The organism is Algoriphagus yeomjeoni, from assembly GCF_003259505.1.
Classification (GTDB): domain Bacteria; phylum Bacteroidota; class Bacteroidia; order Cytophagales; family Cyclobacteriaceae; genus Algoriphagus; species Algoriphagus yeomjeoni.
Map to the genome: position 1 here is coordinate 40391 of NZ_QLLK01000004.1, position 22987 is coordinate 63377.

Annotated in this window: 18 protein-coding genes; 7 read left to right on the forward strand and 11 right to left on the reverse strand. The window is 39.9% G+C overall.

Going from position 1 to position 22987, the window contains the following annotated elements:
- The first annotated feature begins 40 nt into the window (after positions 1 to 40).
- Complete coding sequence (locus tag LV83_RS07690) at positions 41 to 673, forward strand: hypothetical protein (RefSeq protein WP_111610976.1); 633 nt, start codon at positions 41 to 43, stop codon at positions 671 to 673.
- 3 nt (positions 674 to 676) lie between these two features.
- Here the strand turns inward: LV83_RS07690 and hrpB are convergent, their stop codons facing one another.
- Positions 677 to 3163 (reverse strand): ATP-dependent helicase HrpB, encoded by a 2487-nt coding sequence (gene hrpB, locus LV83_RS07695; RefSeq protein WP_111610977.1) that lies wholly within the window; start codon positions 3161 to 3163, stop codon positions 677 to 679.
- 341 nt (positions 3164 to 3504) lie between these two features.
- On the opposite strand from hrpB, the gene LV83_RS07700 reads away from it, so the two are divergent.
- The 3 genes from LV83_RS07700 to LV83_RS07710 all read left to right on the forward strand — a co-directional run bounded on the left by LV83_RS07700 (position 3505) and on the right by LV83_RS07710 (position 9240).
- Positions 3505 to 4734: an FAD-dependent oxidoreductase gene (locus LV83_RS07700; RefSeq protein ID WP_111610978.1), complete on the forward strand. Its 1230-nt coding sequence runs from the start codon at positions 3505 to 3507 to the stop codon at positions 4732 to 4734.
- Positions 4735 to 4740: 6 nt separating this feature from the next.
- Positions 4741 to 5703, forward strand: a complete 963-nt coding sequence (locus tag LV83_RS07705; protein WP_111610979.1) for a glycosyltransferase family 2 protein — start codon at positions 4741 to 4743, stop codon at positions 5701 to 5703.
- 240 nt (positions 5704 to 5943) lie between these two features.
- The gene (locus LV83_RS07710; protein WP_111610980.1) at positions 5944 to 9240 is read left to right on the forward strand and encodes an amidohydrolase family protein; all 3297 of its coding nucleotides are present in this window, start codon (positions 5944 to 5946) and stop codon (positions 9238 to 9240) included.
- A 255-nt stretch (positions 9241 to 9495) separates the two neighbouring features.
- On the opposite strand, the gene LV83_RS07715 is transcribed toward LV83_RS07710, so the two are convergent.
- The 7 genes from LV83_RS07715 to LV83_RS07745 all read right to left on the reverse strand — a co-directional run bounded on the left by LV83_RS07715 (position 9496) and on the right by LV83_RS07745 (position 16301).
- On the reverse strand, positions 9496 to 10212 hold the full coding sequence (locus tag LV83_RS07715) for a hypothetical protein (RefSeq protein ID WP_111610981.1): 717 nt from the start codon (positions 10210 to 10212) through the stop codon (positions 9496 to 9498).
- Between the two features lie 347 nt (positions 10213 to 10559).
- Positions 10560 to 11405, reverse strand: a complete 846-nt coding sequence (locus tag LV83_RS07720; RefSeq protein WP_111610982.1) for a glycosyltransferase family 2 protein — start codon at positions 11403 to 11405, stop codon at positions 10560 to 10562.
- Positions 11402 to 12049: an LbetaH domain-containing protein gene (locus tag LV83_RS07725; RefSeq protein WP_111610983.1), complete on the reverse strand. Its 648-nt coding sequence runs from the start codon at positions 12047 to 12049 to the stop codon at positions 11402 to 11404. The genes LV83_RS07720 and LV83_RS07725 overlap by 4 nt, the downstream gene beginning before the upstream one ends.
- On the reverse strand, positions 12046 to 12927 hold the full coding sequence (locus tag LV83_RS07730; RefSeq protein WP_211320465.1) for a BKACE family enzyme: 882 nt from the start codon (positions 12925 to 12927) through the stop codon (positions 12046 to 12048). Before LV83_RS07730 ends, LV83_RS07725 begins: the two co-directional genes overlap by 4 nt.
- A gap of 274 nt (positions 12928 to 13201) precedes the next feature.
- Positions 13202 to 13708 (reverse strand): DUF2911 domain-containing protein, encoded by a 507-nt coding sequence (locus LV83_RS07735; RefSeq protein WP_394335796.1) that lies wholly within the window; start codon positions 13706 to 13708, stop codon positions 13202 to 13204.
- A 161-nt stretch (positions 13709 to 13869) separates the two neighbouring features.
- On the reverse strand, positions 13870 to 15018 hold the full coding sequence (locus LV83_RS07740; RefSeq protein ID WP_111610986.1) for a Gfo/Idh/MocA family protein: 1149 nt from the start codon (positions 15016 to 15018) through the stop codon (positions 13870 to 13872).
- A 146-nt stretch (positions 15019 to 15164) separates the two neighbouring features.
- Positions 15165 to 16301, reverse strand: coding sequence for an MBL fold metallo-hydrolase (locus tag LV83_RS07745; protein WP_111610987.1), 1137 nt, complete (start codon positions 16299 to 16301; stop codon positions 15165 to 15167).
- 290 nt (positions 16302 to 16591) lie between these two features.
- On the opposite strand from LV83_RS07745, the gene LV83_RS07750 reads away from it, so the two are divergent.
- Positions 16592 to 17050, forward strand: coding sequence for a (2Fe-2S)-binding protein (locus LV83_RS07750; RefSeq protein ID WP_111610988.1), 459 nt, complete (start codon positions 16592 to 16594; stop codon positions 17048 to 17050).
- A gap of 2 nt (positions 17051 to 17052) precedes the next feature.
- The gene (locus LV83_RS07755) at positions 17053 to 19218 is read left to right on the forward strand and encodes a xanthine dehydrogenase family protein molybdopterin-binding subunit (protein ID WP_111610989.1); all 2166 of its coding nucleotides are present in this window, start codon (positions 17053 to 17055) and stop codon (positions 19216 to 19218) included.
- A gap of 225 nt (positions 19219 to 19443) precedes the next feature.
- On the opposite strand, the gene LV83_RS07760 is transcribed toward LV83_RS07755, so the two are convergent.
- Complete coding sequence (locus tag LV83_RS07760) at positions 19444 to 19788, reverse strand: hypothetical protein (protein WP_111610990.1); 345 nt, start codon at positions 19786 to 19788, stop codon at positions 19444 to 19446.
- A gap of 104 nt (positions 19789 to 19892) precedes the next feature.
- On the opposite strand from LV83_RS07760, the gene LV83_RS07765 reads away from it, so the two are divergent.
- The gene (locus tag LV83_RS07765; RefSeq protein WP_111610991.1) at positions 19893 to 21032 is read left to right on the forward strand and encodes a cysteine desulfurase family protein; all 1140 of its coding nucleotides are present in this window, start codon (positions 19893 to 19895) and stop codon (positions 21030 to 21032) included.
- Positions 21033 to 21087: 55 nt separating this feature from the next.
- Here the strand turns inward: LV83_RS07765 and LV83_RS07770 are convergent, their stop codons facing one another.
- Complete coding sequence (locus LV83_RS07770) at positions 21088 to 21669, reverse strand: nucleotidyltransferase family protein (protein ID WP_111610992.1); 582 nt, start codon at positions 21667 to 21669, stop codon at positions 21088 to 21090.
- Positions 21670 to 21802: 133 nt separating this feature from the next.
- Positions 21803 to 22912, reverse strand: a complete 1110-nt coding sequence (locus tag LV83_RS07775) for an XdhC family protein (RefSeq protein WP_111610993.1) — start codon at positions 22910 to 22912, stop codon at positions 21803 to 21805.
- Positions 22913 to 22987: the final 75 nt, after the last annotated feature.

Below are 22987 nucleotides of genomic sequence, written 5' to 3' on the forward strand. Positions count from 1 at the left end.
TGATTTTTGTGTTTTTATAGTACAAAAAAGGAATGTTGTCATGAGGAAAAAGGATGTTATTTGTCTGCACTCAAGTTTCTTCAAGGAAAATGGATTTGAATTAAATCAATCGCAATTGTTCTTTGAGAAGGTTTTTCCCCATGGGAAACAGATAATTTACGTCCATTTTGTAGAAGGATCCGATGAAATTTGGGTTGAATATCACCTTGGAATTCGTATAAATGAAGTGGAAGAATTGGTGAAAAAGTTTCTTCCAACACCAATTGAATACGCTGATCAATCCATAACATTAATACAAACCCCGAACAATTTGGGGAATTTTCACCCAAGAAAAATTAGGGTGTCAAATCCAAAGCAGTTGAGAGAATTAGTTTATTCAGTAGAAAATTTCTTTTTAACAACGGGTTTCAAATGGCTAGATCAAATGATAGATCCTATTATCCTTGAGCAGGAATTTTTGGATCATAAGGAAGATCCATTTGAATCTTTCAATATGGTGGAATCAGCTTTCCGATCAACTGCACTTAGTAAACTCTACAACCCAGAAGATTACCCTATCCTGCGACAGTCTTTTCTTGAGAAAATCAATTCTGAAGAAATGACACCTTTTACAATAGCCGCTTTTCTTCAATTCCTGAATTACTTAGATAACTTTAATCCTGTTGCTGCTTAAAGTTTAATTCTTCCTTTTCACACCTCTTACGGCTTCAGCAGATATTGGGTCTTCAGGCCATTCATGCTTTGGATACCGTCGTTTCAGTTCCTTTTTCACTTCAAAATACCCATTTTGCCAAAAGCTTTTCAGATCCTGAGTAAGCTGAACAGGTTTATATCCTGGTGAAAGCATCTCAATCAAGACATTTACTTTTCCATTGTTGACAGTCGGGGTTTCTAACAAACCAAAAAGCTCTTGAAGTCTAACAGCCAACAGAGGGATTTCTTCCTTTCGGTATTCCAGTTTTATTTTACTCCCAGATGGTACTTCAATACTCGCTGGTGCAAGCCTGTCTAATTCCTTTTGTTGCTCAAAATCAAGAGAATGCAACAATATTTGACTCAAGTTTAATTTTTTGAAATCATCATTTTTCTGAATTCCTTCCAAGTATGGTTTTATCCAATTTTCTGGATTTTCACAAAGTGATGCAACTGACCAGTTTGGCCAATTTTGATCAGGATACCATTGTTTTAAAGATTGTATCCGTAGGATCAATTGCTCTACGTCCTCATTGAAATCAAGTAAATACTCACCTTCTTCGCGGATCGCTTCCAGGATTGCTTCGGTCACATCTCCTTCAGAATACTTTGCCAATGGCCGCGTGCCTAGAATAATTGATCCAATCCGAATTTCAGAATGTGCCTGTAAGCCTCCTTTTTTTCTGTCCCATTTTAAGACTTCTTTTGTCTTTAACATAGGCGCCAAATCTTTGGGATTGATCGGAGCAGCCATCCAGATTTTGCCCATTCCTTCCCGTGCATCCACATGAGCTACTGCTAGCCAAGATTCATGAGCCAAATCATCCTTATGTCCTATCTGAGCGATCTTTCCATTTGCCAATTGAAACTGGGCGTTATTTCCTGGGCGAGCTGCAGCGATGCGTTCAGGATAGGCATAGGCTAGAAGCAGACCAGTTTGCCAAGGATCAACAGGGCTATTTTCTGGCTGAATAGAAAACATCCTGCGGTAAGATGCTGCCATCTTTTCTATTTTCTTAATCCTAGGAATACTGACATTATGCAGGCGGAATCTTCGAAGTGCTTCTATTCGTAGATTCAAATCCACACCGGCATCTGGCCCCAGCGGATCTCGCTCATCCAAAATCGCGGCTATATCCGTCGCCAAACCAAGCTGATCAATCTCCTCTGCATTGATCAGCATGTGCGCGATTCGTGGATGAGTTGGCAGCTTATGAACTTCCTTCCCGTGCGGGGTGAGCTCCCCATCTACTATTGCTTCTATGGATTCCAGTGTCTTTTCTGCCAAAGCTAATGTACCAGCCGGAGGGGGTGTTAGCCAAGTCATGGAACGGATGTCCTGCTTTCCCCAGGCTTTCATATCCAACACCAAACCAGTCAAATCTGCTTCCATCAATTCAGGTGTTCTATACTCATTCAGTTGATTTTGAATGGCTTGTGTCCAAAGTCTATAGCTGTGACCCGCGGTCAATCGACCAGCACGACCTGATCTTTGATCGGCTGAATCCTTGCTGATTCTATGCAAGACCAATCTTGACAAACCTGATCTTGGATCAAATCTGGATGATTTGGCGAAGCCTGAATCTACTACCACTTTTACTCCCTCGATAGTCAAAGAAGTTTCCGCAATATCTGTGGAAAGTACAATCTTTCTCTTTCCAGAAGGATGCGGCATGATCGCTCTATTCTGATCACCTGACGAAAGTTGACCGTAAAGTGGCAATACAAGATCGTCCGGAAGTGCTTTGCGTAAGATTTCCTGTGCCTTTCGGATTTCACCTTGACCAGGCAAAAACACCAAAAAATCTCCCTCATGAACTTTGGTCAATGGAATAATCTGCCTTGCGGTATCTTCTCCAATCGAATATTGATCGACCTCGTTCATATAATTCACTTCCACAGGATACTGCCGACCCTTACTTTCGATTACGGTTGATCCGAGCAAACCAGAAAGCACTTTTGCATCTATGGTGGCAGACATAAGCAGGATTCTAAGATCAGGCCTTAGCACTTGCTGCACTTCCCGACAAAGGGCGAGAGCGACTTCAGAATGAAGGTTTCTCTCATGAAACTCATCAAAAATCACCAAACCCACATCTTCTAGGGCATTGTCTGAATGAAGCATACGAGTCAATATTCCCTCAGTAATTACTTCCAATCTTGTGTTAGCAGATATAGCCGATTCGAATCGAATTCTGTAGCCAATCAGGTCTCCTAATTTAGTATCAGTCATAGACGCCATGCGCTGAGCAATCGTCTTTGTCGCCAAACGCCTAGGTTCCAGCATGATGATCTTTTTGCCAGCCAGCCAGGGTTCATCAAGCAAGGTCAAGGGAAGTAGCGTACTCTTTCCCGCACCCGGAGGGGCTTGGATGATCAGAGTGTTAGCAGAAGAAAGCTGGGATTTAACTTGAGGAATAATCTCCGCTACCGGGAGGTCAAAAGAAGAAGGATCAAAATTTTCGAGCATGGGCTGCAAAAATAGGATTTCTTGGGTAGAAAGGGAATTGTGGTAATAGGTAAAATCTTTACCCTAAAAAGACTATCAATTTTAAATAGGAAATAAAAAAATAAGAACGTGACAGATTATCTTCTAAAAAAGATTCTTCAAGGTCACTGTTCTAATAAAATCTAGGTATTTGAACTCATCCTGCAAAGAGGTCAATATTTGAATAAACGGGAACGCCTGATTACTAAATTTGAATGGTGCTAATGAGACCGTTTATATAGATTATAGTGGGATTAGGGCTCAATTCGCCTATTTTTGGGTTGAATGAATGATGATTTTTAACTTTTAAAAGACTTAATAAATTGAAAGATAAGAGAATTGCAATCCTAGGTGCTGGAGGATTAGGTGTTTGCACAGCCTTAGAGCTAGCAAATCGTGGCTATACAGTTGATGTCTATGAAGAAAATAGTGCTCCAGTAAAAAAAGCAAGTTATGTCCAAGAGGGTAAAATTCATCTAGGGCTGATTTATGCGATGGATCGAGATTTTCATACAGCTAAGGAGATGATTAATGGGGCATTACATTTTATTTCCTATTTGAAGCGATGGGTTGAAATCAATCCTGAAGATATTATTTCTACCCCTTTTTACTATGGTGTTCATACCGGTTCATTAATGAGCCCGGAAGAAGTATCTGTACATTATCAGCATTGCAGTAATTATTTTGCCGAGGCTAGAAAACATTTCAAAAAAGACTACCTCGATCTATTTGAGTCTTTAGAAGTATCAAAGCTGGCCAACTCTCAAATTGGAGATATTGCGAATCCAGAATATATGTCTGCAGTTTTTCAGACTACCGAATACGCGGTAGAGCCGAGAATTATTTCAAAAAAGCTCACAGAAGCGATTGTTTCCCACCCAAATGTTAATCTATTTCTCAATACTAAAGTCACGGCAGTTTCTGATCAGGGAAATAGCCTAAAAGTTCATTTTATTCGTGACTCCAAGGTGGATTCGGAGAGCTATTCAGAGGTAATCAATGCTACTTGGAATGGTTTGCTTGCTATAGACAAAACTATGGGTATCGAACCCGCGCAGAAATGGTCACATCGCTATAAATTTGGCAATAAAATCTTCATCCCCTTAAAGCCTGATGATTTACCATCTCTTACCATTGTACAAGGTCCTTTTGGGGATACTGTAAATTTCAGAAATAGAGGTCTTTTTATGTCTTGGTATCCAGTAGGAAGGACAGGCTGGTCTGAAGATTACCGGGCTCCTGAGTGGGATACTCAGTATTCTGAAGAGGAACGAATGGAGGTGTTCGAAAAAAGCTTGGAAAAAATTGCACTTAGGATCCCGAAGTTGAACAACCTTAAATTCGAAACTAAAGACATCAGTCCTGTAGGTGGGGTGATATACGCCCATGGCAATAAAGATGTAGATTCTGCAGAAAGTAGGTTGCATACGCGTTTTGAGGTGGGTATGCGATCCTTTGGTAATTATCACACAGTGAATACTGGTAAGTACACCATTATTCCTTTGCTGGCTGTTACCATAGCTAATCAGATTACTGGAAAAACCCTAAACTAATTTGCCTTGAAAAGTCCGCTGATATCCATCATAATAGCTACCTATAATTCCAGTCATGTGCTTCGCTATGCAATGCAAAGTGTGCTAGATTCAGATTATCAAAATTGGGAAATGATCGTGATTGGAGATTGCTGTACTGACGATACAGAAGAGGTGGTCCTAGGCTTTAATGATCCTCGGATTTCCTTTTCAAATTTGGAGCAAAATAGTGGTCAACAAGCAAGACCAACCAATGTAGCACTCGGAAAAGCAAAAGGAGAATATATTGCTTTTCTGAATCAAGATGACCTTTACTTTAAAGATCACTTAAGTAGGTGTGTGGTGGAAATCATGCAATCTCAAGCTGAGTTTATGATTGTTCCTGGGATCAAAATTTCTCCTTCGACACCCCAAGACCTAGATAATAATTCATTTGCCGCCGAAATGTATGCGGTTCATCCTCAGGGGAAATTTTCAGCGCACATATTTAGTATTGCATCTACTTGGTTTGTGCATCATTCTGTTCCAAAAAAAATTGGAGATTGGAAAATGGAGAAAGAACTGTTTGTCACTCCTTCACAAGAATGGCTTTTCCGTGCACATACAAAAGATATTGCTTTTCATTTTCCGCAGCGTGCGGGAGTTATCATTATTCATAGTGCAGAACGAAAAGGGTTTTATACAGAGAATAAAAGCTTCGAGCACGATTATTTCTTCTCTAGAATACATGATCTAGCATTTAAACTGAGCTTATTAGAAAAAGCAGCAGTGAAAAGTTCAAGTGATTACAATCATCAAGTGTTCATAAACCGCAATAATCCTATTCGAAGAATGATAGCTAAGCCTTTTCATAGGATTTTGAAAAGCTTTGGTATTCACCCAACTACTTTTCGACTTTACTTGAAATGGAAAAAAAGAGGGAAATACATAGGACATTTAAAAGCTTTTGCTGAGCAGCCTAAAGAGGAAGGCGTAATTGAAAAGTCCTAATAAAGATTTGACAGTTTCCCATTGAGTGTTAACGCTTGTTTGGTCATTAACTGTGAATTAGTAACTAAATCGTTCAATCCACCTGAATTTGGTATTCGTTTGCAGTGTCAACTACTCATCATCACCTACTTATAACTCGAATACTCAAAGCAAACATCACTTACCTCTCATCCTAAACTCCTTTTGCATAAAGCATTATCGTAGTAGATTGGATGTTTTAAATCAACCAACAACCCAAATATGAAAAAGCTAATTCTAGCAATGCTAGCCTTGACTTTCTCTTTTGCAACATTTGCTCAAGATGATTCTGCGAAGTCAGAGAAGAAAAAGGACTTACCACTTGAATCAGGAAGAACATTTGACTTTGACCTTTCTGAAGGTTCCTGGATTGCTTTAGATGTAAGTCCCGATGGAAAATCCATTGTTTTTGACTTCTTAGGAGATATTTACACTATTCCGATCACCGGTGGCGATGCAACTCAACTTACGGAAGGGATGCAGTTTGATGCACAACCTCGATATAGTCCTGACGGTAAAAAAATCATTTTTATCTCGGATGAATCAGGCGGAGAAAACGTCTGGACTCTGAACTTGGATGACAAGGAAAAAAAGCAAATCACCAAAGGAAACGACAATAGATATCAAGGTCCAGAATGGACTCCTGATGGAAAATACATGATTGCATCCCGGCAAGGTGGTGATGGATCGCATAAAATATGGCTTTATCATGTCGATGGTGGTTCAGGCGTCGCGCTGGTCAAAGAACCAAATTCATTAAGAATGCTAGAAGGAGCATTTAGTGATGACGATCAATATGTTTGGTTTTCAGAACGTAGTGGCTCTTGGACCTACAATGCACCCATGCCTCAATACCAGATTTCTAAGTACGATCGAGAATCAGGTGAGATGATTGAGCAGTCTTCTCGCTATGGTTCAGCTTTTCGTCCAACTCCTAGCAGTGATGGGAAATGGTTGGTTTATGCCACACGACATGAAACGGAAACAGGATTAATTTTGCGAGATCTGGTCACAGGAGATGAGAGTTGGTTGGCATATCCTATTCAGCATGACGATCAAGAATCCAGAGCATCAAGAGATGTACTTCCGGGATTTTCTTGGACTCCTGATAACAAAAGCATTGTGATCTCATACGGTGGTAAAATTCATCAAATAGAGGTAGCTAGTAAAAAGGCTATTGAAATTCCTTTCAGAGTAAAAAGTAGCATTCCTTTAGGTCCAGAGTTGGATTTCGACTATCCAATTTCAGATGATGAAAAATTCACTGTTACTCAAATCAGAGATATAGCCCCATCGCCTAATGGGAAGCAATTGGCATTTACGGCTCTAAATGAGTTGTATCTAGTGGATTTGCCAAATGGCACACCAAAGAAACTTGTGACTTTGGATGAAACCCAAGCAGAGCCAACATGGTCTCCTGATGGGCAATGGATTGCCTTTGTCACTTGGCAGTCTGAAGGTGGAAAACTATATAAAATAAGACCTAACGGGTCTGACTTAACTCAGCTTAACAGAGCTGATGGCGTTTTCCAAAACCCAGTCTGGAATAACGACGGGACTAAAATCGTGCTGATCAAAGGTCAGTCAGAAGATTTCAGAAATGCCCTCCAAAGAACAGCATTTAGAGGTACAAGTGATCTTATTTGGATCTCTGCCAATGGTTCTGAAAATAACTTTATTTCTTTTACCAATGGCAGATCAAATCCACACTTCACCAAAAACTCGGATCGTATTTATTTATCAGGTAGGAGTGGATTAGTTTCAATTCGCTGGGATGGGACAGACGAGAAAGAACACGTGCAGGTGACAGGAAAATCAGCTCCTGGTTCTTCCAATGCTCCAAGAGCGGATTGGATAAAAATGGCCAGAGAAGGTGATCAGGCATTGGCAGCTATTGGAACGGATTTATTTGTAGTAACTGTACCTCAGGTTAGTGAAAAAGCGCCAAGTATTTCAGTTTCTGACGCAACAAAATCGGCTTTTCCAGCTCGTCAATTGACAGATATTGGTGGACAATTCCCTGCATGGGGTTGGGACAGCAAGACAGTTCACTGGGCTATTGGAAATGCTCACGTTGCATATTCACTAGATGATGCTAAAGCTTTTGAAGTACAAAAGGAAGCTGAAGCAAAGGCGAAGAAGGAAACAGAAAAAGATACGGATACTAAAAAAGCAGCCGAAGAGAAGAAAGAAGAGGATAAAACATCAAAAGAATACGAGCCAATCGAACGGAGAATCGAAGTAAGGGCAGATCGAGATATCCCTCAGGGAACTGTACTCCTTAAAAATGCTCGTTTGCTGACAATGAAGGATAATGAGGTACTAGAAGGCACTGATATTCTAATTGAAAACAATCGCATTAAGGAAATTGGGAAAGACATTCAGGTGGGAAATAAGGTCCAGGTTATTGATGCTACTGGAAAAACCATTCTTCCGGGATTTGTAGATACTCATTCGCACTTCCGTCATCCCGTGAATTTGCACAGGGGAGAGTTCTGGCCTTACCTGACCAATTTGGCTTTTGGTGTAACAACCACCCGTGATCCTCAGACAGCAACGACTGATGTATTGACCTATGGTGACTTAGTGGATGCTGGCAAACTTATTGGACCAAGAATTTACTCTACTGGCCCAGGCATTTTTGCAAGTGAGAATGTCAGCAGCTTAGAAAATGCCCGCAAAGTAATGAAGCGCTACAGTTCTTATTACAATACCAAAACTGTGAAAATGTATGGCGCAGGAAATCGTCAGCAGCGGCAATGGATTATTCAAGCGGCTCGGGAGCATAATATTATGCCTACTACTGAAGGAGGGCTTGATTTTAAGAATAACCTTACGCAAGTAATTGATGGGTATCCAGGTCATGAGCATTCCTTTCCGATTTTCCCATTGTACAAAGACGTGATTGACTTGGTAGCTTTTTCAAGGACTGTCTACACACCAACATTATTAGTGGCTTATGGCGGACCTTGGACGGAGAACTATTTCTACGCAACAGAAAACCCTCATGACGATCCTAAGTTGACTCATTTTATGCCACATTGGAACTTGGACTCTAGAACCCGAAGACGTAACGATGGCTGGTTTATGGAAGATGAATATGTACATGTAGAGGAATCAACCTTTGCAAAGGACTTGGTAGAAGCTGGTGGTCGTGCAGGCATTGGTAGCCATGGACAATTACAAGGTTTAGGCTATCACTGGGAGCTTTGGGCGGTGCAATCTGGAGGCATGTCTGAATATGATGTACTTAGAGTTGCGACCATCCTTGGTGCCGAAGCCATAGGATTAGATCAAGATTTAGGAACACTGGAAGTAGGTAAACTAGGGGATTTGGTAATACTAAATAGCAATCCATTGGACAACATTAAAAACTCTAAAGACATCAGTCATGTGATGATGAACGGGAGATTATATGAAGGAAATACCTTGGATGAAGTGCATCCTGAAGTGAAGAAAATGCCAGAGTTTTGGTGGCAAGATTATGCTCCAAAGGATGTTCCGGGGGTAAAACCATAGGCAGGAACTCAATCCAGATCTTACGATTTGCCTTAATAATAAGCCCTTCGTATTACCCTTTCGCCTTGATAAGCATATTATAAATATTCAGTATATACTTCTTTGAATGAAAAGTAGAGATTTAGGTCAAGCAATTATTGAATTTAGCCTCATTAATTGCTTGACTTACATTTAATCCAGAAGCATTTTTTGATCTATCTCTCATTTAGCACCATTTTACGATTCTTAATTATTACCCCTCTAATTCCCGGTTTTTTAGAGTAATTTATCCAATTGGAAATCTAAATTACCCCAACTTCCTTCAGTTCTGTAGGGGATGAAATTTGCAAAAAGCTCTTCAGCGTACCAGCCCAGCTCACGCGTTTTTTTGATCACTTCCATGTGAAGAGGATTTCCATAAGCGTAATTATGCATAGCTTCATATGATTCCCAAATGCTAAAAGTAGCTTGCATAAACCAAGGGTATTCTCCTATACCAATGGAATATATCGAACCTTTGACCTCATCTACTTTTTTTCCCAAAGAGGGGACTTTACTCCAGAATTTAGGGAGGAACTTTAGCTTTATCCTTGCTCTAGTGATTACCGCTATGGGCCCAGTTGGTTTGATTTCCTGTGTTTCATAGGGGTTAGTTCCAGACCAGAGGCCATGTGCTCTCGTAGTTTTCAGAAAGATGGTGTACAGTTCGGAGGTTCTATTTCTAAATTCTAAAAAAGTCTTTGAATTTTGCATGAATTCATCTGCATACGCTTCTGATTCCCAGACACAGTGGAGCGCATAAATGTTAACATTGAGCATTTTAGAAAAACCATTCTTTCCGCCACTACCCATCAATTTGAAAAAAGTAAGCCCAAGTACTTTAGCAAATTTTTTCGGAGCCTTTTGCATTTGCGCGAATATCCAGAAGGTATTTAATCCTTCAAACCTTAATAAGGTAACTGTACTGACCTGAGAAACTGTTTGATCAATCATAGATGGAGGTTTGCTTGTATCAACTCTTCAAAGCAAGAAATTAACTTCCTGCTTAATGATTTATATAAAAAGATATGCCATCTCTAAAAGTGTGGTACCAGGTTTTGAGACATGTACCTACCAAGGCAAATTCTTATCTACATAAATCATAATGTAAATTCTCTAGTAGAGCTTATTGTTTTAAAAAGGGGCAAATAATTGAAAAGCATCCTATGATATTAATTCAACCTAAGACATAGCAACTATTAGAAGATCTTAAATTAAAAATGGCATTCATTTTTGAGGATTTGAATTCTAAATGGAATTTCCGGATTATAAGTCACCGTACTGACTAAAACCTTCAATTATCAAATCCTCAAAAGGGATTTGATATATTTTTTAAAGAAATATCCCGAACCACTAGTAAGAAAAGTATACATACTAAAATGAATATATCTGAAAAAATAAAAGTGTATCATAGCAAAATCCCGTGCTGTTTCCCGCTTTTTCTTTGATCGAAATATGCCTGAAGAATTGTACCTGTAGAACGAAGAAGTAAACGACTGACCAGCTATTTTTCCTTTATTTTTAAAATAAGAAAATAACACCATATCCATAGCGAAAGCTTTGTAGATAATAGGATTGGACAAAAGCGATTTAAGATCATTTCTAAACATCCATGTCGAGACATGCCCTAGGTAATGAATCGTTTTTAATTCTTCAGGCTCAAAGATTCTGTCCTGCACTGGCTCCACAAAGCTGCTGAGATTTTGCCTTTGATGTATGTAGCTTGAATAGACTAAACTGACCTCAGGATTTTCATTCAGAAATTGATACTGCTTTTGCAGTTTCTCATTGTCAATCCAATAGTCGTCACCATCGCAAAGACAAATGAATTTTCCTTTTGCCGCCTTTAAGTTCTCAAGGAAGTTAAACCGTCCAGTTTTCTTTCCTCGGATGAAAATCTTATTGTTTGGATCTCTTTTAAACAATCGAATTGTCTCCGGATATTTTTTTGCATATATCTCACAGATTTCTCCTGTACGATCCACACTGCCGTCTTCTCCAACAATAATTTCAAAGTCAAATTCTGTTTTTTGGCTTAGAAGACTATCCAGGCATTGCGCAATGTACTCTTCGTGTTGAAACGTCTGCACGCAGATGGATACCAAGGGTGAAGAAGTTATTGGAAGAGCTAAATCGTTTATGATCATTTTTGACGAACTACTTTACACGGATTACCGAAAGCAATGCAATTGGCAGGAATGTCTTTCGTAACTACGCTGCCAACTCCAATAGTTGTGTTTGCACCTATGCTGATGTTATCCTTAATAACCGCCCCAGATCCAATTAAACAGCCTTCTCCAATGTTAATCATCCCAGAAAGAATCACTCCAGGGTTGATATCAGTATATCGCCCAATTGAATTGTGATGCCCAATTCTACAGCCACGCTTCAGTGAAACTCCAAATTCAATTTTGCTTTGAGCGCTGATAATTACCCCAGGTTCTACTAAAACACCGGTTGAAATTAAATTAGAAGGAGCGATGTAGGCACTAGGGTGTATTACTTGAGTATACCTAGATTCTGAAATCCCATAAGAATTCAAAAAATCTTCAAAAATTGCCAATTTGTTTTCAGGGCCTGTTGCGCCAAAGAATAGCTCATCTTCTTCAGGTGGGCAACTTCCAGCTTCCTTGATCTCAATAGAGTAGATCTTCATAGGCATGAAAGGTTCTATTCCAAAGTCCTTATTTGGGTAAAACACAAACTCATTTTGCAAATTTATTTCGGATATAAGGTCCAAAAAAATTGCTGCACTGTCTCTTGAGATCCCAACAAAGCTTATTTTACTCATTTTTTACGATTGTAAAAGCCCAATTCTCCAAGCTCTTTTGGTGAAAAAAGTTGTTTCGAATGAAGGGACATTATTTCATGAACTCGTAATAACAAGTTCTTATTGGTAGCTAATTTTCCTCCTTTGTGATCAAACCAGATGTTATCTTCTAATCCTACTCGAACTCCATGTCCCATAGCAATAGAAGCCCCATTTACTACAAGTTGATTTTCTCCTAATCCTGCTAAGCTTGTGAAATGATCTGATGGAATGTCTTGTAAAGCTGCTCCTATGTGCGAAAAACTAGCCTGCATCCCTGCAATATTTCCAAACAACAGGTTCCAGTAAAAGGGACCCTCAATCAAATTCTTTTTGATCAGGTATTTCCCATAATTTATCATACCCAGATCAAAACATTCTAATTCAGGCACAACCCCATATTCTTTCATCTTGCTGGCTAGACCTAATATTGTGTCCGGGGAGTTAGTTGAGGCTTGGTGTTGGAAATTTAGTGATGATAGTGTTAAAGAACACATATCTGGCTGGAGTTCTATCACTTCAGATCTTTTGTGTAATTCGGGAAAATTTCTTCCTGAGCTACTGCCACAAATGATCAAGTCAGGACAATGCTTTCGTACGCCTTCAAATATCTCCTGATAAACAGATTTTCTATACGTAGGAGTGCCATTTAAGTCACGCGCATGGAGATGAGCAATGGTAATTCCAATTTCGTATGCTTCGTGGGTTTGCTCAATAATTTCACTTGGACTAATCGGAATGTGGGGAGTTTCTAATTTGGTAGGAACCATCCCAGTAGGGCAAAAATTAATTATTGTTTTTTTAGAATTCATTTTTATAAAAAGCGTTTCAAGATCAAAAATTAGTGAATATTTCTTCAATTTTCTTTGACTATGATTATTGAGGTCATGTTCTCAAATTAATAGTAATCTAAATGTAATGGTAATTAAAGTGCTATTCGAATACAAAAAAAAACAGTCTTTTAAACGTTGGATTAGCAAAGCTTAGGTTTTTAAAATAATAATATTTTGTTTAAAGCCCTATTCAAATTTTGACTCCACCTTGAGTAATTCCTGCGCTCAAAACTCTTGAATCATACCAAAAAAAAACCACGAGATAAATCCCGTGGTTCAAAATTAATATAGAATGAACGTCTTATGAACCTAGCTTTGCAGATGCTTTTCCGTATTCCCATCTGATTTCAAAGCTTGCTGGCTTCACTTCATAAACTAGACGCTCTTCCAACGAAGAAGTTTGTCCTGAAGGAACTGAAACTCTTAACACATCCTCTGCAGAGTTATAGTCAAATGCTCCCCATTGCTTCGCAACTTTATTGAAGATAAGGGTCGAAGAGGTTTCACCTGGAATCACAAAAAAACTATAAGTGCCAGCTGGCAACTTTTTTCCTTCTACCATGATATCCTTGGTAGTAGTGAACGTAGTAGCTTCATTAGCACCAGCTCTCCATACTTCTCCCAGAGGAACTAAATCACCCCAGATTACACGACCTTTAACTGCCGGGCTGCTGTAATTAATTGTGATTTTAGCATCGCCTACCATTCCTTCTGCAGTTTTGGCAGGACTAGCTTTTTCTTGAGCGTTAGCCGCAAAGCCTACAAATACAAGTAGGACTAAGGCTAAAAGATTCTTTTTCAAATTCATTGTCATTGGTTTTAGATTTGCCTTCAAAATACGACATTTTATCAAATCAGAAAGTCATTCATTATAGGAAAGTTGTCTAATGTCGAGTGTGCGATGTTTTTCAGTTATAAATTATCTTTCATTAACATTTGACTCAAGCAACCCATCCTCCAACTTACTTTTTAAATCTTAACCCAAGCTTCTTTGCTGTTACTTTCTACAATCGCCTCACCAATGATTAATTCTCTCAAGCCATCAGCAAAAGTAGGGAAGGTAGGAGCATCAGGTTGCTTGCCATCTCTTATAGCCGCGTATACTTCTTTGAAAAGTTGCTTGGAAGTATCTGGGAAACCCTCTTGGTGGCCTCCTGGGAAACTTACCAAAGATCGAGCTCCTTCATCCACCAATGCAGGATCTTTCATCAAGATTGAGTTTGCAGAATCTCTCTTACCAATCCATAATTCGTTTGGTTTCTCTGCATTGAATTCGTAGTTGGCTTTGGAACCAGAAATTTCAATATTCAAACGGTTTTTTCGACCCGCGTTCACTTGGCTTACCACTATAGAACCTGTTCGTCCATTGTCAAAGCGAAGCATAATCGTAGCGTAATCTTCAGACGTTACTTCATACTCCTCATAATCCTTTGGATCAAGAGCTTTTCCAGAGAATGACTCCACTGCCTTCAAAGGCTTCAAACGAGTAGGATGGACGATAGAAAAATCAGCCATAACCGCTGTAACTTTCAACCCAGTCACATATTCTGTCATATCCAAAAGGTGAGATCCAATATCTGCAACCACTCTGGATCCACCGGATTGCTTAGGGTCTAATCTCCAGCTGTAATCAGTTTTGTGAATCAACCAATCCTGAAGATATGAGCCCATCACGGAGTAAACATCACCCAATTCGCCTTTTTGACGCATCACTCGCATCTGCCGTACCATTGGGTAATATCTTAAATTGAAATGAACTGCATTAATTAGTTCGGTTTCCTTTGCCACCTTCACAAGCTCTTCAGCTTCTTCGATTGTCATCGAAAGTGGTTTTTCACACACCACATGTTTACCGGCTAGCATACATGCTTTAGCTTGCGGAAAGTGAAGGAAATTCGGCGTACAAATATGTACTACTTGTATGCTGTCATCTTTCAGCATGTTATCAAAAGTGTAGGCATTAGGAATACCAAGCTCTGCGGCTTTGGCATCTGCCACTTCCTGATTTACTTCTACGAGGCCAGTTACCTCGATATTAGGAATTCTTCTAAGTGCTTCTAAATGAGCTGGGCCGATAAATCCGGTTCCCACGATAGCTGCTTTGATTGTCTGAGCCATAGGTTTTTTAGGTTGTTTTTTGTTTTATTTCAAAATGTCAAATTAGGAAAAATGCCTCAAAACATTCCAATTCCTAGAAAGTGATTTCAATACACTATCTAATTGGGTTTTGAAAATGACTTTAAAAATATATAAAATCTGGATTTTTACTGTTTGGAAATCATCTGTTTAGACAGAACTGAAGGCTCTAGCCACCATTTACGTCTTGTCTGAAGATTTTTATCCAATTCAATGAATTCTCCTATCTCTGGAATATAAACCGGTTGGTTTATTTCATTGGACTTTGCGATTACTCGTTCTACTGGATCTGTCCATGAGTGCATGGCTAGCGTAAATGCTGCCCAATGTATTGGCATAAAAGTTTTAGCTCCGATGTCTTGGGCCGCCTGTGCAGTCTCCTCCGGAATCATATGAATATCTGTCCATCGGTAATTATACTGACCGCATTCCATCATAGCGAAATCAAATGGACCATATTTCTCACCGATTTGTTTGAAATGAGGACCATAGCCACTGTCCCCACTGAAAAAGATATTATCAGAATTGCCTTGAATAACCCAAGAACCCCACAACGTAGAAAAACGATTGTTCAACCCCCGACCTGAAAAATGACGCGCTGGAGTTAAGGCGAGAAGCAAGCCATCCGCTTGAATCTCATCCCACCAGCCTAATTCATGGATTTGCGAAGCATCAACTCCCCAATCTTCAAAATGAGCACCCATTCCAAGAGGCATGTAAAAAGACTTTGTTTTGTCTTTTAGCTTTTGAATAGAGCCGTAGTCTAGGTGATCGTAGTGATCATGGGACATTATGATCATATCGATTTGAGGTAACTTTTCAACTTCAATTGGAAGCTCCTTGCTATATCTTTTTTTGCCAAGCAATGGATTTGGAGCAGGAACATCACCAAACATTGGGTCGATCAGGATAGTTTTTCCATCAATTTGAAGTAAAAAAGATGAGTGTCCAAACCAAACCAGTCTTGTAGGATGATCCTCATTTACTAATTCTAAGGAGTCCCTTCGTTCAATTGGTAGTTCAAAATCCGGTCTTCGGGTAGGATCATTTTTGAAAAACTCAGGAAGCATTTTGATGGCTTCAGTAAAGTCCATATCCATGTTTGTAGGAATGAGATTACTGAATTTCCCATCTTTGAAATAGTCTAGCTTTTCATACTGAAGGACTTTTTCCTTTGAAGGATTTGCACCGAATTCAGGACTGAGATTTACAAAGAGTATAGCGACAATGGCTATTATTACTATAATAGAAATGACGGTGATCATTAGGTATTTTATTGTTTTAAATAAAAACTTAAGCATATAGAGCTGTAAAAGCGGGGATTAAACTATTGGGTTTAACTGAATATTAGCACAAAAGGTGCGAAGAGGTGGATTTTTATTTATTTCAAATAGCAATGAATTTGGTGATTTATCCAAAGCTATAAATTATGTGTGCTATTAAAACGCAGCGTTGTTGTGTCGCCGTGAGAGATTTACCTATCATTTTATATAATCGGTTTCTATACTCCTCTCATTTTCTTTATCTTAAACGTGTTAAACTTAATTAATAACCCATGGCAATAATAAATCTTAAAATTAACGGAAAGGCTCATTCGGTTGATGTAGAAGAAGATACCCCTCTTCTTTGGGTGCTTCGCGATCATCTAGGATTAGTCGGCACGAAATACTCTTGCGGAGTGGCTCAATGTGGCGCCTGCACTGTTCACCGAAATGGAGAAGCAATGTTTTCTTGCATTACTCCTGCAGCAAGTCTTACTGAAGATGAAATAACAACTATCGAAGGACTTTCAGAAAATGGAGACCATCCGGTCCAAAAAGCCTGGGCAGAAGTAGACGTGGCTCAATGTGGTTATTGTCAGGCTGGACAGATCATGAATGCTTCAGCTTTTCTAGCTAAAAATCAAACTCCATCTATGGAAGAAATAGATGAGGCAATGAACAGAAATATCTGTCGCTGTGGTACATATCATAAAATCAGAGAAGCCGTTGCAATGGCTGCTAAATCCAAATAATCATGGCAACACTGACAAAAGCATCAAGAAGAGATTTCCTCAAAATAGCAGGTACAACAGCCGGAGGATTATTTATTGGCTTCAATTGGATGAGTTGCGACTCACCAAAAATGGAAGTGCTGAGCAATGAAGAAGTGCTTGCAAATGCACAAAAATTCAATGCATATCTTTCCATAGCTCCTTCCGGAGATGTGGTGATTTATTCTCCGAATCCTGAATTGGGACAAAATATCAAGACTTCTTTCCCGATGGTAGTAGCCGAAGAACTCGATGCAGATTGGAGCAGAGTTCGTGTCATCCAGGCAAATCTGGACACAGATCAATATGAGCGCCAGCTGACTGGTGGCTCTGGAGCCATGCCTCACTCTTGGGAGCGGCTTCGCAAAGCAGGAGCTACAGCTAAATATCTTTTAGTAGCTGCTGCCGCAAAGAAATGGGAAGTATCAGCTGATGAATTGAGTACTTCAGAAGGTATTATCTACCACAAAGCCAGTGGGAAGAAAATTGGTTATGGTGAAGTAGCAAATGATGCAGCGCTATTAACTGCTCCTGAAGAGGTGACTTTAAAGGACAAAAAAGACTTTAAAATCATAGGTACGCCAGTAAAGAATGTTGAAAACGCTGCTATTTTTACCGGAGAGCCACTTTTCGGGCTAGATTTCTATAGAGAAGGAATGCTTCATGCCATGATTCAAAGAGCTCCTTTCGGGATGAAAATCAAATCCATAGACGATGCTGCTGCTAGAAATGTAGCAGGTGTGAAAGACGTGGTAACCTTCGAGAATAGTGTTGCAGTGGTAGGAACTTCTACTTGGCCACTGATGAAAGCCAAAAAGCTTTTGAAAGTGGAATATGAGGCAGATGGAAAAGTGGAAAGTTCTGCGGACCACGATGAGATTTTCAAAGACCTACTTGCCAATGGAAAAGCCGAAGTAAAGCGAGAGGATGGCAATGTAAATTCAGCGTTCAAAAATGCCGCGCAAGTAGTGACAGCGGAATATCAGTGTCCTTTCCTTTCCCATTCGCCTATGGAGCCAATGAATTTCTTTGCGCATGTTCAGGCTGATAAAGTGGAATTGATTGGACCAACACAAACTCCAGAAAGTGCTAGAAGAGCAGCTGCTGAGGTTACTGGAATTGCTCCTGAAAATATTAGCGTTGAAATTACCCGATTAGGCGGTGGATTTGGTAGAAGACTTCGTGCAGATTATGTTGCTGAAGCTGTACATGTATCCAAAATGATGAATGCGCCCGTAAAGCTTACTTGGAGTAGGGAAGATGACCTGACTGGCGGAGCATATCGACCAGCAGTTCGATATAGATTCGATGCTTCATTGGATGCGGATGGAAATATGACTGGTTACAAACTCCGTGGAGTAGGTATGAATGCTGGAAATAGTACTAGAGAACATAATTTTCCATCAGGAGCTGTTGAAAACCTACTGATCGAAAATGTGAACTATAATTCTTCCATTACCACTAATGCTTGGCGTGCTCCGATTACGAATTTCTTGGCCTATGCTGAGCAATCGTTTTTGGATGAAGTAGCTTTAGCTGCTGGAAAAGATCCGATAGCATTTAGGTTGGAATTGATGGAAAAAGCGAAAGCTAATCCAGTAGGAGGAGAACTGCGCTATGATGTGGACCGTATGATCGGCGTTACAAAAACTGCAGCTGAGAAATCGAATTGGGGTAAAAACCCGAATGTTAAGCAGGGATTTTCTGTTTACTTCTCTCATAGAACCTATGTGGCTCAAGTTGCTGATATTGAGATGGAAAACGGAACCCCAACACTAAAGAAAATACACGTAGTAACAGACTGTGGAATGGTCGTAAATCCAACCGGAGCTGATCACCAAGTTCGTGGTGGAGTAGTCGACGGAATGGGACATGCAATGTATGGTAACCTGACTTTCGAAGGGGGGCTACCTACGCAGACAAACTTTGATAAATATCGACTGATCAGAATGAAGGAAGTTCCAGCAGTTGATACTTACTATGTGGATAGTGGCTTTGACCCAACTGGACTAGGTGAGCCTTGTTTGCCTCCGACGGGTGGTGCTATTGCGAATGCTATCTTCAGTGCAACTCAAAGAAGATTAAGAAGTCAGCCGTTTATCGAGCAGAAGGAATTCACTGATCTCAATTTGGGCATTAAGAGAGCCTAATTAGTAGCTAGACGTTAGAAATAAGTATCAAGAAAATAGAGTCACGATTCAAGAGAAAAGCACTTCCAGAATTTGTTGGAAGTGCTTTTTTTGATAATGAACCTTGTACTAGTTTATTAATCCTAAATATATTTTTTCTCGAATCTTATCTTGGATCTTGATTCTTTGCTCTCACTACTTATGTCTTAAATCTAAATACTTATGTTTTGCTACTTGATACTATCCTTAAATTTCGTCCATCTCTCTTTCTGGCCAATAAGGTCCTTTCAGGTTCAGTTTATCATTTTCGATTTCAAATGTGATTTTCATGCTATCCCTCTTTTGATCGTGGATTGCAAGACAGGCATTGTAGTGAATCAAGTCAAATTCTAGGTCGAAATCCCCCTCACTTTCGTTCTTGAAATTGATTTCGGATGATAGATCTACTTTTTCAGCAAGTGCTCCTTCTTTCTTGAAATAATAAGAGAGGAATATCCCTAAATCTTTTTTATTATCGGATAATACCAATTTAAGTTCATTTGAAGTTGGCTTTTTGCTTGATGGGAGTGTAATGGTCCAAGTTTCTTGCATGCCTTAAATTACTAATTTATTGTTTGATCACCATTTATCACACTATGCGAATTTTGATTGATACATGTAATTCCTTGAGCTAGAAAAATCCCTATTTTGCACACATGAATTACCCCATTTATCTTGATTACAATGCCACAACTCCTTGTGCTCCTGAAGTCGTAAAAGCTATGATTCCATGGTTTGGAGAACATTTTGGCAATGCGGCGAGTAAGTCTCATGCTTTTGGATGGGTGGCTGAAAATGCTTTAGATGAAGCTAGGGAGCAAGTGGCAAATTTGATCGGCGCACAGGCTAAAGAAATCATATTTACCTCAGGAGCTACTGAAGCAATTAACCTTGCAATCAAGGGAACATTCGATTTGTATAAGGGCGAAAAACAACATTATATCACCTGCGAAACTGAGCATAAAGCGGTTTTGGACTGTATGAAATCTATTGAGGAGGCAGGTGCAGAGGTGACCTATTTACCGGTGGACAAGAATGGGAATATAAGTTTAGCTGATCTGAACTCTAGCATTCTTCCTCATACAAAAATGATTTGCCTGATGTGGGCAAATAATGAAACAGGTATCATTCATCCAATTGCTGAAATAGCAGGATTGGCCGAGGAAAGAGGAATTGTCTTTTTTACAGATGGGGTACAAGCTGCCGGGAAGACTCAGGTTTCAGTAAAAGGCATTCACTTGATGGCTATTTCGGCCCATAAACTCTATGGACCCAAAGGTGTTGGCGCACTTTACATCAGGCATAATCATTCTTTACCTAAGCCACTTGCGCAGATTCACGGAGGAGGACATGAGAAGGGCTTCCGAAGCGGGACGCTAAATGTGCCAGCTATCGTGGGTTTTGGGAAAGCTGCAGAATTCAGATTGGATGAAATGAATGTAGAATCTGAACGACTCAAAAACCTCCGTGAATTTCTGGAAAACAAGCTTTTGACTATCCCAGATACTTTTTTGAATGGAAGTCAGAATAGACTTTCCCATGTGACAAATATTGCTTTCGGTGGAGTAGATGGTGAAGATTTACTTCGTAAAGTTTGCCAAAAAGTAGCCGTTAGTTCCGGTTCAGCTTGCACAAGCATTTCACCTAAACCATCTCATGTGCTCCAGGCAATGGGTTTAGATCATGATCTTGGACGAGCTTCGATTCGGTTTAGCTTGGGTAGGAATACTAGTGAGCAGGATGTGGTGGATACTGTGGTTTGGGTGGAGAAGGTGGTTCTTGGCTTAAGAGGATGATAGTATCTAGCCGCGAGAAAAAAACCGCGGCTTGGCGCCTTGGCGGGAGACTTCATCACAAATTCAAATCTCTCAAATCCTCCTCAGTATCTATATCAACTTTGCCTTTTGGGAAGGCTACTGTGACCATATCATCTTCATGAGCCATCGCAATTCCTTTGGCTCCTTCATCACCCGTTAAGGCCATCAATTCCTTGAAATAGGTACTCCCGAAAAGAATAGGTACACCAACAGTTTTTGAATACGCACAGGCGACAATGCCCTTACCTTCTTTCTTCTGGGTGGCAATCAACTTATTTAGGATCTTTGCATCTACAAAGGGTTGATCGCAAAGCATGACGATCACCTGATCAGGCTTATCAAGTTTGAGCATGTATTCTAAGCCAATTTTTAAACTGGAAGACATCCCTTTTTCGAAATGCGGATTCGGAATATTCGGAATACTTGCACCTGAAAAAGTCTTTTTGATCTCATCACGATTTGCACCAAGAACCAAAACTCTTTTGTCCACTTTGGCATCATTTGCAGCGTCAATAGCGAGCTGGAGCAAGGTCTTTTCCTTGTATTTTGCTATCTGTTTTGGGTAGCCAAGTCTGCTTGATTCTCCTGCTGCTAATATGATAATTCCTGTTTTCATCTGTTTATAATTTTATTTTTAATGGTCAGATAGCCTGTCCCGATTTTTCCTCGGGAGAATCTTGCCTAGTGATCCCGACAACTATCGGGACATCCCTCTGTGTGTCGTTTTCGACATGCTCGATTTCATGAGCTTAATCGTGTATTGGGCCTTTCTTATTTCGCAGAAAGGTACCTTGTTTTTTTGCCAAAACTGCTTTCACTTCTGCCAAAATGGATAAAGCGATCTCCTCTGAACCCTCAGCGCCGATATCCAAACCCATAGGAGAGTAGATAGCATTCTGATTTACAGTTAATCCATTTTTTTCCAAACGCTCGATCAACTTTTCAGATTTCTTTTTAGGGCCCAAAATCCCGATGTACGAAAGTCCCAAAGGAAAAAGGTCTTTTAGCACCTGAGCTTCATATTCGAAATTGTGTGTCATTAAAAGTGCAGCTGTATTAGTATCTATTTCCAACTGCTGAACGACTTCATCTCCCGAGCCAGTAATAATTCCGACGGCAGTTGGAAACCGTTCTGGAGTTGCCAGATTTTTTCTTCCATCAATGACAAAAACCTCAAGTCCCAGAATAGCCGCCATTTTGCATACCGGAATTGTATCATTTCCAGCTCCGAAAAGCAAAATTCGGATAGCGGACTTGATTGATTCCATGAATACTTGAACGTCATCCAATTCCTCATATTTCTTGATAATATGATGGGAAAAGTCATTTGCGCTAATTTCATTTTGAATCTGTGACCAAAGTGCAGGATCTAAGCTTTTTTCATTTCCAAAAGTCTGAGTTCCTTTCATTAGTACCTTGGTTCCAACTTGTTCTTGTTTGGAGTATTTCACTGAAAATACAGTGATCAATCTGCTAGTAACCCGCTCTTGAATAGCGATTTTCAGTAATTCAATTGGATTTATAGAATCTTGATAATCAATAGGTTCTATCAACACATGTATAATTCCATTGCAGCCTAAACCTACTCCAAACTTTTGATCATCTTCATCAGTGGTGTCATAAGTTACAAGCATGGATTTTTGCTGGAAAATCACGGTCTGAGCTTTGCGAAGCGCATCTCCCTCGAGACATCCACCGGAGATCGCTCCAGTCAATTCCCCGTCTTCTGACACCAGCATTCTTGCCCCAGGACGACGATAAGCCGAACCGTCTACCTGCACTACTGTCGCGAGCGCGACCTTCTTACCTTCTGCTAGGAAGATTCCATACGCTTTGATGATGGACTGGATTTCTTTCATTGAATAAGTATTTTCCTAAATAGTAGAAGTTCTTTATCAATTTCAAGAAGATTCATTTCGACGGTAAGGATTTTA